The organism is Burkholderia sp. LA-2-3-30-S1-D2, assembly GCF_001523915.2.
Classification (GTDB): domain Bacteria; phylum Pseudomonadota; class Gammaproteobacteria; order Burkholderiales; family Burkholderiaceae; genus Burkholderia; species Burkholderia diffusa.
Map to the genome: position 1 here is coordinate 59,908 of NZ_CP013383.1, position 14,853 is coordinate 74,760.

12 protein-coding genes and 1 pseudogene are annotated in these 14,853 nt (G+C 68.1%); 11 read left to right on the top strand and 2 right to left on the bottom strand.

The window, feature by feature from the left end:
• The first annotated feature begins 40 nt into the window (after positions 1–40).
• The 8 genes from WS66_RS00270 (at position 41) to WS66_RS00305 (ending at position 10,180) form a co-directional block, all read left to right on the top strand.
• Positions 41–556 (top strand): MarR family winged helix-turn-helix transcriptional regulator, encoded by a 516-nt coding sequence (locus WS66_RS00270; protein ID WP_059604738.1) that lies wholly within the window; start codon positions 41–43, stop codon positions 554–556.
• Between the two features lie 232 nt (positions 557–788).
• Entirely contained in the window at positions 789–1,619 is an 831-nt protein-coding gene (locus tag WS66_RS00275) for a p-hydroxycinnamoyl CoA hydratase/lyase (protein ID WP_050013424.1), read from the top strand.
• A 47-nt stretch (positions 1,620–1,666) separates the two neighbouring features.
• Positions 1,667–3,115: an aldehyde dehydrogenase gene (locus WS66_RS00280; protein ID WP_059604742.1), complete on the top strand. Its 1,449-nt coding sequence runs from the start codon at positions 1,667–1,669 to the stop codon at positions 3,113–3,115.
• On the top strand, positions 3,112–5,019 hold the full coding sequence (locus WS66_RS00285; protein ID WP_059604745.1) for a feruloyl-CoA synthase: 1,908 nt from the start codon (positions 3,112–3,114) through the stop codon (positions 5,017–5,019). Before WS66_RS00280 ends, WS66_RS00285 begins: the two co-directional genes overlap by 4 nt.
• 142 nt (positions 5,020–5,161) lie before the next feature.
• Positions 5,162–6,367: a 3-(3-hydroxy-phenyl)propionate transporter MhpT gene (gene mhpT / locus WS66_RS00290; protein ID WP_059604748.1), complete on the top strand. Its 1,206-nt coding sequence runs from the start codon at positions 5,162–5,164 to the stop codon at positions 6,365–6,367.
• A gap of 66 nt (positions 6,368–6,433) precedes the next feature.
• Positions 6,434–7,582 (top strand): porin, encoded by a 1,149-nt coding sequence (locus WS66_RS00295; RefSeq protein ID WP_059604750.1) that lies wholly within the window; start codon positions 6,434–6,436, stop codon positions 7,580–7,582.
• Between the two features lie 28 nt (positions 7,583–7,610).
• Positions 7,611–9,335, top strand: coding sequence for a tannase/feruloyl esterase family alpha/beta hydrolase (locus WS66_RS00300; protein WP_059604752.1), 1,725 nt, complete (start codon positions 7,611–7,613; stop codon positions 9,333–9,335).
• Positions 9,336–9,562: 227 nt separating this feature from the next.
• On the top strand, positions 9,563–10,180 hold the full coding sequence (locus WS66_RS00305; RefSeq protein WP_059604755.1) for a 3'-5' exonuclease: 618 nt from the start codon (positions 9,563–9,565) through the stop codon (positions 10,178–10,180).
• A gap of 9 nt (positions 10,181–10,189) precedes the next feature.
• Here the strand turns inward: WS66_RS00305 and WS66_RS34245 are convergent.
• Both WS66_RS34245 and WS66_RS00315 read right to left on the bottom strand, forming a co-directional pair.
• Positions 10,190–10,312, bottom strand: a pseudogene (locus WS66_RS34245) (AsnC family transcriptional regulator); the annotation flags it as partial.
• 103 nt (positions 10,313–10,415) lie between these two features.
• Positions 10,416–11,129, bottom strand: coding sequence for a GntR family transcriptional regulator (locus WS66_RS00315; protein ID WP_059604759.1), 714 nt, complete (start codon positions 11,127–11,129; stop codon positions 10,416–10,418).
• A gap of 172 nt (positions 11,130–11,301) precedes the next feature.
• Between WS66_RS00315 and WS66_RS00320 the strand changes: the two genes are divergently transcribed.
• From WS66_RS00320 to hydA, 3 genes are read left to right on the top strand one after another with little or no spacing between them, the layout of a single operon-like run.
• The gene (locus WS66_RS00320; RefSeq protein WP_059604761.1) at positions 11,302–12,600 is read left to right on the top strand and encodes an MFS transporter; all 1,299 of its coding nucleotides are present in this window, start codon (positions 11,302–11,304) and stop codon (positions 12,598–12,600) included.
• 51 nt (positions 12,601–12,651) lie between these two features.
• Entirely contained in the window at positions 12,652–13,380 is a 729-nt protein-coding gene (locus tag WS66_RS00325; RefSeq protein ID WP_059604763.1) for a maleate cis-trans isomerase family protein, read from the top strand.
• A gap of 10 nt (positions 13,381–13,390) precedes the next feature.
• Entirely contained in the window at positions 13,391–14,806 is a 1,416-nt protein-coding gene (hydA, locus tag WS66_RS00330; protein WP_059604766.1) for a dihydropyrimidinase, read from the top strand.
• Positions 14,807–14,853: the final 47 nt, after the last annotated feature.

Here is a 14,853-nt window from a genome sequence, read left to right on the forward strand (position 1 = left end):
GTGCTGGTAAGATGGCCCGCAATTCCATCCCGCCCGCACCATGAGTTCCGCACCGACCAAGCCCGCGAACCCGAAAAACGCCGCAAAGAACGCCGCGAAGAACGCCGCCCGTGCGACGGGCGACAAGCCGAAGGCCCGCGTGCCGCAGCGCCTGACCTACGTGGTCGGCAGTCTCGAACGGCTGCTGCGCCGCCACATGACCGACGCGCTCGCACCGCTCGGCATCACGCTCGCGCAATACACGGCGCTGTCGGTGCTCGAGGCGCGCGGCGCGTCGTCGAACGCGCAGCTGGCGGAGCGCTCGTTCATCACGCCGCAATCGGCGAACGAGGTCATGAGCGTGATGGCCGCCCGCGGTTTCGTCACGCGCGAAGCCGACCCGTCGCATGGCCGCATCATCCTGCTGACGCTGACCGACGAAGGCGCGGCGATGCTGCGCGAATGCGAAGCCGTGCTGCGTCCGCTCGAGACGCGGATGCTCGGCGACGTCTCCATCGACGACGCCACGCACGTGCAGCGCGCGCTCGAACTGTTCGCGCGCAACCTGCGCGGCTGACCCTTTCCCCGAACCTCCACGACACGGGCCCGTGCGGCCCGTGTTTGCTTTTCCCGCCTGCTCGCCGGTCGCCTGACCGTTCCCCGATTCCATCGTTGCCGCCGCTTTCCGCTCCGGGTTTACACCGGCGCTCGTGCCGCTTGCAATATCAGGTAGCCTGATATTAAATGAAGCCGTCCGCAGCAGGAATGCCGCGCACCGAATCGCACAGGAACGAACGACAGGAACAGACATGAGCAAGTACGACAACCGCTGGCAGACCGTTGAAGTGAAGGTGGAGGCCGGCATCGCGTGGGTCACGCTGAACCGCCCCGAGAAGCGCAACGCAATGAGCCCGACGCTGAACCGGGAGATGCTCGAAGTCCTCGACGCGGTCGAATTCGACGACGAGGCAAAGGTGCTGGTGTTGACCGGCGCGGGCGCCGCGTGGACGGCCGGCATGGATCTGAAGGAATATTTCCGCGAGATCGACGGCGGCTCCGACGCGCTGCAGGAAAAGGTGCGGCGCGACGCGTCGGAGTGGCAGTGGCGCCGCCTGCGGATGTACAACAAGCCGACGATCGCGATGGTGAACGGCTGGTGCTTCGGCGGCGGATTCTCGCCGCTCGTCGCGTGCGACCTTGCGATCGCGGCGGACGAAGCGGTGTTCGGCCTGTCGGAAATCAACTGGGGCATCCCGCCGGGCAACCTCGTCAGCAAGGCGATGGCGGACACGGTCGGGCATCGCCGCGCGCTGCACTACATCATGACCGGCGACACGTTCACCGGTGCGGAGGCCGCTGAAATGGGCCTCGTGAACAGCAGCGTCCCGCTGGCCGGCCTGCGCGACGCGACGATCGCGCTCGCGGCGCGGCTGATGGACAAGAACCCGGTCGTGCTGCGCGCGGCGAAGCACGGCTTCAAGCGTTCGCGCGAACTCACGTGGGAACAGTGCGAGGATTACCTGTATGCGAAGCTCGACCAGGCGCAGCTGCGCGATCCGGAGCGCGGCCGCGAGCAGGGGCTGAAGCAGTTCCTCGACGACAAGACGATCAAGCCGGGCCTGCAGGCATACAAGCGCTGATACAAGCGCCGACGCAATCGACAGAGACAGGCAAGGCAGGAGACGACATGACCGACAGACGGATGCTGATCGCCGGCGAGTGGTGTACCGCCCGCGACGGCCGAACCTTCGACCGATTCAACCCCGCGACGGGCGCGCTCGCGTCGCGCGCGCCGGCGGCCGGCCTGGCCGACGCCGACGCGGCGATCGATGCCGCGCACCGCGCGTTCCCCGCATGGGCGGCGCTCGCGCCGACCGAGCGGCGCCGCCGGCTGCTGAAGGCGGCCGACCTGATGGACGCGCGCATCGACGCGTTCATCGCGACCGGCGTGGCCGAAACCGGCGCGACACCCGGCTGGCTCGGCTTCAACGTGACGCTCGCGGCGAACATGCTGCGCGAGGCCGCGTCGATGACGACGCAGATCGACGGCGACGTGATCCCGTCCGACGTGCCCGGCAATCTCGCGCTCGCGATGCGCGTGCCGTGCGGCGTCGTGCTCGGCATCGCGCCGTGGAACGCGCCGGTGATCCTCGGCACACGCGCGCTGGCGATGCCGCTCGCATGCGGCAATACGGTCGTGCTGAAGGCGTCCGAAGCGTGCCCGGGCGTGCACGCGCTGATCGGCGCGGTGCTGGATGACGCCGGGCTCGGCGCGGGTGTGGTCAACGTGATCACGCACGCGGCGGCCGACGCACCCGAACTCGTCGAGCGGCTGATCGCGCATCCGCACGTGAAGCGGATCAACTTCACCGGATCCACGCACGTCGGGCGCATCATCGCGCGCCATGCGGCCGCGCACCTGAAACCCGTGCTGCTGGAACTCGGCGGCAAGGCGCCGGTGCTCGTGCTCGACGATGCCGATCTCGATGCGGCCGTCGACGCGATCGCGTTCGGCGCGTTCTTCAACCAGGGGCAGATCTGCATGTCGACCGAACGCGTGATCGCCGCGCGGCCGGTCGCCGATGCGCTCGTCGAACGGCTGACCGACAAGGCGCGCACGCTGGTCGCCGGCGATCCGCTGGCGGGCCATGCGCTCGGCACGATGGTCGATGCGGCCGCGGCCGCGCGTGCCGCGTCGCTCGTCGAGGATGCGCGTGCGCACGGCGCGCGCCTGCCGCTCGGCTGCCGGATCGAGGGCGCGACGATGCAGCCCGCGATCGTCGACGGCGTCACGCGCGACATGCGGCTTTATCGCGAGGAATCGTTCGCGCCGGTGGTGGCGATCCTGCGCGCGGACAGCGACGACGAAGCGGTCGCGCTCGCGAACGACAGCGAGTTCGGGCTGTCGGCGAGCGTGTTCAGCCGCGATATCGCACGCGCGATGACGGTCGCGCGCCGGATCGAATCGGGGATCTGCCACGTCAACGGGCCGACCGTGCACGACGAGGCGCAGATGCCGTTCGGCGGCACGAAGGCGAGCGGCTACGGCCGCTTCGGCAGCCGCGCGTCGATCGCCGAATTCACCGAGCTGCGCTGGATCACCGTGCAGACCACACCGCGTCACTACCCGATATGAGCGAGCCGACGATGAATGTTGCGATGCCCGCGAGCGGGCCGGCGAACGACACGGGCGGCGTGCGCTATCGCGCGGCGGCCGTCGCGGTCGGCTCGGCCGAAATTCGTCGCGCGGAGAACGGCACGTGGTACCTGCGCTCGCGCGAACCGCTCGGCGACTACCCGACGCGCCTGACCGACTGCCTCGTACGCGGCGAGCACGCGCATCCCGACCGCGTGCTCGCCGCGCGGCGCGGCGCCGACGGCCGCTGGATCGAGATCACTTACGCGCAGATGCTCGAACGCGCCCGCGCGCTCGGCCAGGGCCTCGTCGATCTCGGGCTGTCGGTCGAGCGGCCGCTCGCGGTGCTGTCCGGCAACGATCTCGAGCATCTGCAGCTGATGTTCGCGGCGATGCTGGCCGGCGTGCCCTATGCGCCGATCTCGCCCGCGTATTCGCTGGTGTCGACCGACTACGGCAAGCTGCGTCACACGCTCGGCGTGCTGCGGCCGGGCGCGGTGTTCGTCGCCGAACGCGCGCCGTTTGCGCGTGCGCTCGACGCGACGCTGCCGGCCGATGCGGCGCTGATCGTCGCGAACGATGCGGATGCGGAGCCCGGCGCGGTGGGCGGCGTCGTGCCGCTGTCGCGCCTGCTCGCGACCGTCCCGCGTACGATCGACGCGATCCATGAAGCGATCGGCCCCGATCATCTCGCGAAGATCCTGTTCACGTCGGGTTCGACGAAGCTGCCGAAGGCGGTGCCGACCACGCACCGGATGCTGTGCAGCAACCAGCAGATGCTGCGCCAGACGATGCCCGAGCTGACGCGCGAACCGCCGGTGCTGGTCGACTGGCTGCCGTGGAATCACACGTTCGGCGGCAGTCACAACCTCGGCATCGCGCTGTACAACGGCGGCACGCTGTACATCGACGACGGCCGCCCGATGCCGGGCCGCTTCGACGAAACCGTGCGCAACCTGCGCGAGATCGCGCCGACGATCTACTTCAACGTGCCGAAGGGCTGGGAAGAGTTGACGGCCGCGCTCGAGCGCGATGCCGTGCTGCGCGACACGTTTTTCTCGCGCGTGAAGCTGTATTTCTTCGGCGGCGCGGGGCTGTCGCAGGCCGCGTGGGACCGGCTCGACCGCGTGACCGACGCGCATTGCGGCGAGCGCATCCGGATCATGGCCGGCCTCGGGATGACGGAGGCGTCGCCGTCGTGCCTGTTCACGACCGGGCCGCTGATGCGCGCCGGCTATATCGGCCTGCCCGCGCCCGGCTGCGACGCGAAGCTCGTGCCGTGCGGCGGCAAGCTCGAACTGCGCTTCAAGGGGCCGAACGTGATGCGCGGCTACTGGCATGCCGACGTCGATCCGCGCGACGTGTTCGACGAAGAGGGTTATTACCGCAGCGGCGACGCGGGCGTCTTTGCCGATCCGGCGCGGCCGGAACTCGGGCTGCTGTTCGACGGCCGGCTGACCGAGGATTTCAAGCTGAGCAGCGGCACGTTCGTCAGCGTCGGGCCGTTGCGGGCGAACGCGGTGTCGAGCGGTGCGCCGTACGTGCAGGACGTGGTCGTCACCGGGATCAATCGCGACGACATCGGGCTGCTGGTGTTTCCGCGCATCGACGCGTGCCGTGCGCTGGCGGGGCTCGCAGCCGATGCAACGGTTTCCGACGTGCTGCGCGCGCCGGCCGTGCGCGCGGCGTTCGCAGCATGGCTCGCCGGGTTGAACCGGCATGCAAGCGGCGGTTCGACGTTCGTCGCGCGCATCCGGCTGATCGACACGCCGCCGTCGCTCGATCTCGGTGAATTGACCGACAAGGGTTCGCTGAACCAGGCGGCCGTGCAGAAGCATCGTGCGGCGACGATCGACGCGCTGTACGACCCGGCGCGACGCGATCCCGACGTGATCTACGCGTAAGCAGAAGCAAACCGAAGCAAGCAGGAACAACGACCCGCCGGCCACGATATCGGCAGGCATTCTTGCGGCCAGTGAATCAGGCTGCCTGATAAGGTCGGCCGGTACGGGCCGACCGACTACAAGACATGGGACTGGAGACACGATGAACACTTACGTTGCCGAAAAACCCACGGTCGCGACCACGCTCGCGCTGTGTTTCGCGATCGCACTCCTCGAAGGGCTCGACCTGCAGTCGGTCGGCGTCGCTGCGCCCCGCATGGCGCGCGAATTCGGGCTTTCCGTGTCGGAGATGGGCATCGCGTTCAGCGCGGGCACCTTCGGGCTGCTGCCGGGCGCGATGCTCGGCGGGTGGCTCGCCGACCGGATCGGACGCAAGCGCGTGCTGATCGCGTCGACCGTGCTGTTCGGACTGCTGTCGATCGCCACCGCGCAGGTATCGACCTTCGCGATGCTCGTCGTCGTGCGCGTGCTGACCGGCATCGGCCTTGGCGGCGCGATGCCGAACCTGATCGCGTTGTCGTCCGAGGCGGTCGAGCCGCGCTCGCGCAGCAGCGCGGTGGCGACGATGTACTGCGGCATCCCGTTCGGCGGCGTGATCGCGTCGCTGATCGGCGTGCTGCTCGCCGGCGACACCGAATGGCGGCACATCTTCTACGTCGGCGGCGTGGGGCCGCTGCTGCTCGTGCCGCTGCTGGCGTTGTTCCTGCCGGAATCGCGTGCGTATCTCGACGTCGCCGGCACGCCGGCCGCGCGCACCAGCGTCGCGCGCACGCTGTTCGGCGACGGCCGCACGACATCGACGGTCGCGCTGTGGGTCAGCTACTTCTGCACGCTGATCGTCCTCTACTTCCTGTTGAACTGGCTGCCGTCGCTAATGGCCTCGCGCGGGCTCGATCGCGCGCACGTCGGCCTCGTGCAGATCGCGTTCAACGTCGGCGCGGGGCTCGGCGCGCTCGGCATCGGCGCGGCGCTCGACCGGATGCGCGCGTCGCGCGTGGTTGGCGGCATGTATGTCGGGATCGTGCTGTCGCTCACCGCGCTCGCGGCCGCGCCCGGTTTCGCGTCGCTCGCGGCGGCCGCGTTCGCGGCGGGGATGTTCGTGGTCGGCGGGCAGTCGGTGCTGTATGCGCTCGCGGCGATCTATTACCCGACCGCGATGCGCGGCACCGGCGTCGGCGCGGCGGTGGCAGTCGGCCGGCTCGGTTCCGTCGTCGGGCCGCTCGCGGCCGCGACGCTGCTGGCCGCCGGCCGCAGCGCGCCCGTCGTGATCGGCGCGAGCATCCCCGTCACGCTCGTCGCGGCCGTCGCCGCGCTGGTGCTGATTCGCCGCCCGCAAGCGAGCGACTGACGTTTCGTTTTTATCCATGCACGCCGACAGAGCGCGCAATTCATCAAGGTCTGGAGACGCAACGAAATGAAGACGAAGACAAGGAACGGCCTGCTGGCCGCCGGCGCGTGCTGCGCGCTGGCCGCGCCGGTTGCGCACGCGCAGTCGAGCGTGACGCTGTACGGGATCATCGACACCGGCGTCGAGTTCGTGTCGCACGCAAACGCTGCCGGCGACCACGTCGTGCGCATGCCGGGCGTGACGGGCGAGCTGCCGTCGCGCTGGGGCCTGCGCGGCACCGAGGATCTCGGCGGCGGCTACCAGGCGGTATTCACGCTCGAAAGCGGCTTCAACGTGCGCGGCGGCGATCTCGGGCAGGGCGGCCGGCTGTTCGGGCGGCAGGCGTTCGTCGGGCTGAAGAGCGGCTTCGGCACGCTCGCGTTCGGCCGCCAGTACACGATGACCTATCTCGCGCTGCAGGGCGCGGACATCATCGGCCCCGACATCTACGGGCTCGGCTCGTTCGACGCATACGTGCCGAACGGCCGCGCCGACAACGCGGTGACCTACGTCGGCACGTATCGCGGAGTGACGCTCGGCGCCGCGTATTCGTTCGGCCGCGACGGCGCCGGCACCGGCAACTCGCCGGGGCAGGGCACGTGCGCGGGGCAGGTGCCGGGCGATGCCGTCCAGTGCCGCAACTGGTCGGTGATGCTCAAGTACGACAGCGCGTATTTCGGTGCGGCGGCGTCGTACGAGGAGCAGCGCGGCGGCACCGGCGCGGCCGCGAATTTCTTCGACGGCGTGGCGCCCGTCCCCTTCACCAGCAGCGGCGGCAAGGACGCGCGCACGCACGTGAGCGCGTATGCGCAGGCGGCCGGCGCGAAGATCGGCGCGGGCTGGATCGGGCGGCGCGTGTCGACCGGTTCGCCGGCTGCGCCCGGCGCGCATTCGGACCTGTTCTTCGTCGGTGCGTCGTATGCGATCAAGCCCGACTTCGTCGTCGATGGCGAGGGTTACCGGATCGTCAACAGCGCGCACGACACGCGCGCGACGATGGCCACGCTGCGCGCGACCTATCTGCTGACGAAGCGCACGGCTGTCTACGCGCAGTCGTCGTATCTGTGGAACAGCGCGCATGCACGCTACGCGGTCAGCGGCGGCGGGCCCGGCACGACGCCCGGCGCGGGGATGGGGCAGCTCGGCGCGATGGTCGGCGTGCGGCACATGTTCTGATCCGGCAGCCTGACGAACGGGAGCTATCTTGAACAGAAAATCTGCATTCCTTTGCATTGCACCGCTGTCGGCGGCGGCCATGCTCGCCGGGTGCGGCGACGACGATTCGGTCAGCGCCACGCCGACGCACCTGAGCGCCGCGACGCCGGCCGCGATGACGCAGACCTGCGACGCGCTTGCCGCGAAGCTGTCGTATGCGAACACGTCGTTCACGTCGGTGACGACCGCGGCCGCCGGCGCGCTGACGGTGGCCGGCAAGCCGATCGCCGAACACTGCGTGATCGACGGGAAGATGAACGAGCGCGTGAGCGCGGTCGACGGCAAGAACTATGCGATCGGTTTCGAGATGCGCTTGCCGAAAGCGTGGAACGGCCGCTTCTTCTACCAGGCGAACGGCGGGCTCGACGGCAACGTCGTGACCGCGACCGGCGAGATCGGCGGCGGCGGGCCGCTGACCGATGCGCTGAACATGGGCTTCGCGGTGATCAGCTCGGATTCCGGGCACAGCGCCGCGCAGAACCCGCTGTTCGGCGTCGATCCGCAGGCGCGCATCGACTACGGCTACGGCGCGGTCGACGCGCTCACGCCGATGGCGAAGCAGGTGATCCGGCTTGCATACGGCAAGGCGCCAGACCGCAGCTATTTCGGCGGCTGCTCGAACGGCGGCCGTCATGCGATGGTCACGGCGGTGCGCAACCCGGCCGATTACGACGGCATCATCGCGGGCGACCCGGGCTTCCATCTGCCGAAGGCGGCGATCGGCGAGATGTACGGCGCGCAGCAGTTCGCGAAGATCGCGTCGGCGACCGGCTCGAACGGGCTGCCGGACATCCGTAGCGGCTTCAACGACGCGGAGCGCCGGTTCGTCGGCGCGACGATTCTCGACAAGTGCGATGCGCTCGACGGCGTGGCCGACGGGATGGTGCAGGACGTCGCCGCATGCCAGGCGCATTTCAGCGTCGAGACGGACATCCCGACCTGCGCGAACGGCACGCGTACCGGCACCTGCCTGACGGTCGCGCAGAAGAGCGCGCTCGAGAACGTGTTCGCGGGCGCGCGCAACAGCGCGGGCACGGCGCTCTATGCGAGCTTTCCGTACGATCCGGGCATTGCCGGCGGCGGCTGGGCCGCGTGGAAGCAGTCGAATTCGATCACGCTCGACCCGGCCGCGATGGCGTTCACGTTCATGACGCCGCCGAAAACCGCCGCGACGCTCGCGAACCTCGCCGGCTTCGCGCTCGGCTTCGACATGGACAACGACGCGCCGGCGATCTTCGCGACGAACGGCCCATACACGCAATCCGCGTGGTCGTTCATGACGCCGCCCGACGAGACCAACCTGTCCGCGCTGAAGTCGCGCGGCGCGAAGCTGCTGGTCTATCACGGCACCGGCGACCCGGTCTTCTCGTACAACGACACGAGCGACTGGTACAGGCGGCTCGCGCAGGTGAACGGCGGCGACGCGTCAGACTTCGCGCGCTTCTATCCCGTGCCGGGCATGAACCACTGCTCCGGCGGGCCGGCAGCCGACCAGTTCGACATGCTGACGCCGCTCGTCGCGTGGGTCGAGCAGGGGCAGGCGCCCAAGGCGATCGTCGCCGCGGCGCGCGACACGACGAACGCGGTGCCGAATGCGGACGTGCCGACGTCGTGGGGAACGGGGCGCACGCGTCCGCTGTGTCCGTATCCGCAGGTCGCGCGCTACAACGGGTCGGGCGACGTGAACTCGGCGGCGAGCTTCAGTTGTCGCTGACGTAGCGGGCGTGTGAATGTACCGATGCGCGGGTGCATCGGTGCATTCACCGTCGTTTTGCAGGGGAAGTGGCGATCGTGCCGGCCTGAACGGAAGCGGCGATGCGCCGCGCACGACGATGGCGTTTGCCGCCGGACGCCGCATCCGGGGATACTATGGCGCTTTTCCATCGGCGCGACGCGTCCTGATCGACGTTGCTCGCCAGGTATCCTTCCTCTGATTCGACCATGCAAACCGTTGCGGTACTCGACTTCGAAACAACCGGGCTTTCCCCGAACATGGGAGACAGGGCGACCGAGATCGCCGTGATTCTTCTGCGCGACGGCGAGATCGTCGACCGCTACCAGAGCCTGATGAACGCGGGGCGCCGCATTCCGTCCGACGTCGTCGCGCTCACCGGCATCACGAACGAGATGATTGCGTCGGCGCCGCCGGTGTCGAAGGTCATGAAGGAAGCCGCCGCATTCGTCGGAAGCCACCCCGTCGTCGCGCACAACGCCGGCTTCGACAAGCGATTCTGGCAGGCCGAGCTCGGCATGCTCGGCATGGCGGCCGAGCATGCGTTCGCGTGCACGATGCTCGTCGCGCGGCGCATCTACCCGCACGCGCAAAGTCACCGGCTGTCGAGCCTCGCCGACATGCTGCGGCTGCCGAAGGCAGGCCGTGCTCACCGCGCGATGGTCGACGCGGAGATCGCGAGCCATCTGTGGTGCCGGATGCAGCGCGACATCGGCGAGACTTACGGGCTGCGACAAGTCGATCACGGGCTCATGTCGCGATTGCAGGCGACGAGCAAGGCCAAGGTCGCGACGTTTTTCGGATCACTGGCCGCCGACCGGCGCTGACGTCGATCGTCACTCGCCGATCTCCACCGGCACCTCGAGCCCGACCTTCACGCGGCTCATGCTCACCAGCGTCTTGAACCGCTTCACTTTGTTGTTCGCGAAGAACAGCTCGCGCGTGAGCGCGTGGTGCCGATGGCCGGTCGGTGCGTGCTATTTTGACGAAGTGGCGCGGCGCGCGTTGAAGGCGGTGTAACGGGCGTCAGGCCGCCGGAACAGGGCGGCTGTCACGAAGCGGTTACGCTTCGGCCGCCCGCTTGCCCGGCGCGTCGGCCGTGCTCGTGCGATCGAGGATCGCCAGCACTTCGCGCGCGGTGTTTTCCGAATGGCTGCGCAGCACCTGCGGCAGCTGCGTGTGGTCGGGATCGGCGAGCGCGGCCATGATGGCTTCGTGCTCGTGCAGCGATTCGGCCCAGCGCAGCGTGTCCGCGTTCGCGGCGCCGCGTGCGCGGTGCACCTTCGACATCAGCGACGCATAGATGCCCGACAACACCGGGTTGCCCGCCGCGTCGACGATCATCTGATGAATCTGCTGGTTCAGCCGGAAATATTCGACACGCTTGCCGGCCTCGTGGCACTCCACCATCCGCCGGTGCTTCGCCTGCAACGCGGTGAGCGTCGACGCGGCGATGCGCTTGCGCAGTAACTCTCCCGCCATCGCCTCGAGCCCGTGCAGCAGCTCGAACGTCGACACAAGATCGTCGACGTCGATCGGTGCAACGCGATAGCCGATGTACTGGCGATGCGTGACGGCGCCTTCCGCGACGAGGACCTTCAGCGCTTCGCGCAGCGGCGTCTTCGACACGTCGAACGCGAGGCTCAGTTCCTTTTCGTCGATCCGCGCGCCGGGCGGCAATTCGCCTTCGTCGATCATCACGCGCAGGCGCGCGGCGATCTCCGCGGCCATGCCGCGGGTGCGCAGAAGCAGGGGATTGCGGGGTGTCTGGCTCATGATGGGGCAAGCTTATCACGATATCGGGGCTTACCCTGCACCATCTTAGTGATACAACAAATTCAATTAAACCAAGTGTTTACGCTAACGGTAATTATAAATTTCTAATCCTATACTCGGCTCCACGTTGCGCGACGTCCTGACCATCCTCGTTCACTCCTGGAGTCCGTCCATGTCTTCAACCTCCGGTGTCGCCGCCATGACGGTCGGCAAATCCGCCGTCCGCTGGAAGATATTCGTCGTCATGCTGAGCCTCATCGCGATCAACTACGTCGATCGCGCGTCGCTGTCCGTCGCCATGCCTTACATCTCGCAAGAGTTCAACATCGGGCCGGCGATGGAGGGTCTGATCCTCAGTTCGTTCTTCTGGACCTATGCGGTGATGCAGATCCCGGGCGGGATGCTGGCCGACCGGTTCAAGCCGCGCATCGTGATCGCGACGGCAACCGTGTTCTGGGGCTTCTTCCAGGCGATCGCCGCGCTGAGCACGAACGCGCCGTCGCTGTTGCTCACGCGCCTCGGCCTCGGCGCGTCCGAAGCGCCGATCTATCCGGCCGGCGGCAAGCTCAACGCGATCTGGATGACGCAGACCGAACGCGGTCGCGGCGCCACGCTGCTCGACGGCGGCGCGCCGCTTGGCGCGGCCCTGGGCGCGGTGCTGATCGCCGGGCTGATCGCGCTGCTCGGCTCGTGGCGGCTCGCGTTTGCGGTCGCCGGTGTCGGCACCGTGCTGGCCGGTTTCCTCGCGTGGTACTACATCCGCAATACGCCGCGCGAGCATCCGGGCGTCAACGATCTCGAAGCCGACTACATCGAGGCGTCGCACGCGAGTGATCTCGCGGCCGAGCCGGCCGATGCGTCGGGCCGCTCGCGCGACTTCTTCAAGTACCGCTCGGTGTGGTGCATGTTCTTCGGCTGGATGTGCTTCAACAGCGTGTTCTACGGGCTGCTCACGTGGATGCCGAACTACCTGCACAAGGTGCACGGCTTCGACATCAAGCAGATGGGCGGCTCGACCTTCATCATCTTTTTCTGCGGCTTCGTCGGCGAGCTGCTCGGCGGCTGGATCGCCGACAAGTGGAAGGCCGCGGGCGGCCGTCCGAACGTCGTGATGCGCACGCTGTTCGGCATCGCGGCCGTGATCGCGACCGTGTCGATCTTTTCGGTCGCCTACGTGAAGAGCCCGGTCGTGTGCGTCGCGCTGCTGTCGTCGACCCTGTTCTTCCTGCGTTGGTGCGGGCTGTACTGGTGCATTCCGTCGTCGCTCGGCACGCGCAACAAGATCGGCTTCCTCGGCGGCTTCATGAACCTCGGCGGCAACATCGGCGGCATCACCGTGCCGATCGTCGTCGGCACGATCGTGCAGTTCACCGGTTCCTATTTCCTTGCGCTGATGGTGTTCGCGGCGGCCGGCGTCGGCCTGCTCGTGTGCTCCAGCGCGATCGACTACGAAAACAAGCTCCCGGTCTGACCGACCGCTTTCACTGCATCGACTGCATTCACTGGTAGAGAGAAATCCATCATGAAGAAACGTACCCTGCTCGGCATGCTCACCCCGTCGTCCAACACGTCGCTCGAACCGCTGACGAGCGCGATGGTCGCCGGCCTGCCGGGCGTGTCCGCGCACTTCGCGCGCTTCCCCGTCACCGAGATCTCGCTGACGGGCCAGGCGCTCGGCCAGTTCGACGACGACAAGATCATCCAGGCCGCGATGCTGCTCGCCGACGCGAAGGTCGACGTGATCGCGTGGAACGGCACGTCGTCCGGCTGGCTCGGCTTCGAGGCCGACGAGCGGCTGTGCCAGCGCATCACCGAGGCGACGGGGATTCCCGCCACGACCTCCGTGCTCGCGCTCAACGAGATCCTGAAGAAGACCCACGCGCACGAGTTCGGCCTCGTTACGCCGTACCTCGACGACGTGCAGACGAAGATCGTCGACAACTACCGCCGCTCGGGGCTGAACTGTATCGCCGAGCGCCACCTGAACCTCAAGGTCAATTTCTCGTTCTCCGAAGTGACGGGCGACCAGATCGGCGGGATGGTGCGCGAAGTCGCGAAGGCCGGCCCGCGCGCGATCTCGATCTTCTGCACGAACCTGAACGCCGCGCACCTGGTGCCGGCGCTCGAGGAAGAGACGGGCATTCCGATCTACGACACGATCTCGACCGTCGTGTGGAAGTCGCTGCAGCTCGCCGATTACGACACGCGGCAGGTGAAGGGCTGGGGGCGTCTCTTCAGCGACGTGATCTGAGGCGCGCGTCATGTCGAACGATCTCGATTTCGTGATCCGTCACGCGGACGTCGTGACGGCGGCGGACCGGTTCTCGTGCGACATTGGCATCCGCGCGGGGCGCGTGGCCATGCTCGGCCACGGGCTCCCGCGCGCGCCGCGCGAGCTCGACGCGACCGGGATGCTGGTGATGCCGGGCGGCGTCGATGCGCATTGCCATCTCGACCAGCCGATGCCCGACGGGCTGAAGATGGCCGACGACTTCCTGTCCGGCACGCGCTCCGCGCTGTGCGGCGGCACGACCACCGTGGTGCCGTTCGCCGCGCAGGCGAAGGGGCAGTCGCTGCAGGCGGCCGTCGACGACTATCACCGGCGCGCGCAAGGGCGCGCGCTGATCGACTACGGCTTTCACCTGATCGTCGCCGATCCGACGCCGCACGTGCTGGCCGAGGAACTGCCGCGGCTGATCGCGAACGGCTACACGTCGTTCAAGGTGTACATGACCTACGACGACCTGAAGCTGAACGACCGGCAGATGCTCGACGTGCTGTCGGTCGCGCGCGAGCACGGCGCGCTCGTGATGGTGCATGCGGAGAACTCGGACTGCATCGGCTGGCTGACCGAGCGGCTGCTCGGCGACGGCCACGTCGCGCCGCATTTCCACGCGCATGCGCGGCCGGCGGTGGTCGAGCGCGAGGCGACGCATCGTGCGATCGCGTTCGCGGAACTCGTCGACGTGCCGATCCTGATCGTGCATGTGTCGGGTGCCGAGGCGATCGAGCAGATCCGCTGGGGGCAATCGCGCGGATTGCCGATCCTGGCCGAAACCTGCCCGCAGTACCTGTACCTGACGGCAGCCGATCTCGGCCATGTCGGTCACGACGGGTACGAAGGCGCGAAGTGCGTGTGCAGCCCGCCGCCGCGCGATCCGGCGAACCAGCAGGCCGTGTGGAAGGCGTTGAAGCAGGGCGTGTTTTCGGTATTCTCGTCCGATCACGCGCCGTTCAACTACGACGATCCGTGCGGCAAGCATCCGGGTGGGCATGCCGTGTCGTTCGACCATATCCCGAACGGAATTCCGGGGCTCGAGACCCGCTTGCCGCTGCTGTTCGACGGCGTGCGCAAGGGTCACCTGTCGCTGCACCAGTTCGTCGAGCTGACGTCGCTGCGGCCCGCGAAGCTGTACGGGCTGTATCCGCGCAAGGGGACGATCGCGGTCGGCGCCGATGCGGATATCGTCGTGTGGGACCCGGACAAGCGCGTGCGGATCGCGAATGCGTCGCTGCATCATGCGGTCGACTACACGCCTTATGAAGGGATCGAGGTGACGGGCTGGCCGCGTCATTGCCTGTCGCGCGGCGAACTGCTCGTCGAGGATGGCCGGCTGCTCGCCGCAGAGCCGGGGCGCGGGCAGTTCCTGCCGGCCGGCAAACCGTGTCTCGACTGACTTCACGGCAATTTGATGTGACGCTCCGCCGGCAACGGCGGTTGCGC

Excerpts from the sequence above, each read along its gene's own strand:
- WS66_RS00270 (WP_059604738.1), top strand. The coding sequence starts at position 41 with ATGAGTTCCGCACCGACCAAGCCCGCGAACCCGAAAAACGCCGCAAAG.
- WS66_RS00275 (WP_050013424.1), top strand. The coding sequence starts at position 789 with ATGAGCAAGTACGACAACCGCTGGCAGACCGTTGAAGTGAAGGTGGAG.
- WS66_RS00280 (WP_059604742.1), top strand. The coding sequence starts at position 1,667 with ATGACCGACAGACGGATGCTGATCGCCGGCGAGTGGTGTACCGCCCGC.
- WS66_RS00285 (WP_059604745.1), top strand. The coding sequence starts at position 3,112 with ATGAGCGAGCCGACGATGAATGTTGCGATGCCCGCGAGCGGGCCGGCG.
- mhpT (WP_059604748.1), top strand. The coding sequence starts at position 5,162 with ATGAACACTTACGTTGCCGAAAAACCCACGGTCGCGACCACGCTCGCG.
- WS66_RS00295 (WP_059604750.1), top strand. The coding sequence starts at position 6,434 with ATGAAGACGAAGACAAGGAACGGCCTGCTGGCCGCCGGCGCGTGCTGC.
- WS66_RS00305 (WP_059604755.1), top strand. The coding sequence starts at position 9,563 with ATGCAAACCGTTGCGGTACTCGACTTCGAAACAACCGGGCTTTCCCCG.
- WS66_RS00315 (WP_059604759.1), bottom strand. The coding sequence starts at position 11,129 with ATGAGCCAGACACCCCGCAATCCCCTGCTTCTGCGCACCCGCGGCATG.
- WS66_RS00320 (WP_059604761.1), top strand. The coding sequence starts at position 11,302 with ATGTCTTCAACCTCCGGTGTCGCCGCCATGACGGTCGGCAAATCCGCC.
- WS66_RS00325 (WP_059604763.1), top strand. The coding sequence starts at position 12,652 with ATGAAGAAACGTACCCTGCTCGGCATGCTCACCCCGTCGTCCAACACG.
- hydA (WP_059604766.1), top strand. The coding sequence starts at position 13,391 with ATGTCGAACGATCTCGATTTCGTGATCCGTCACGCGGACGTCGTGACG.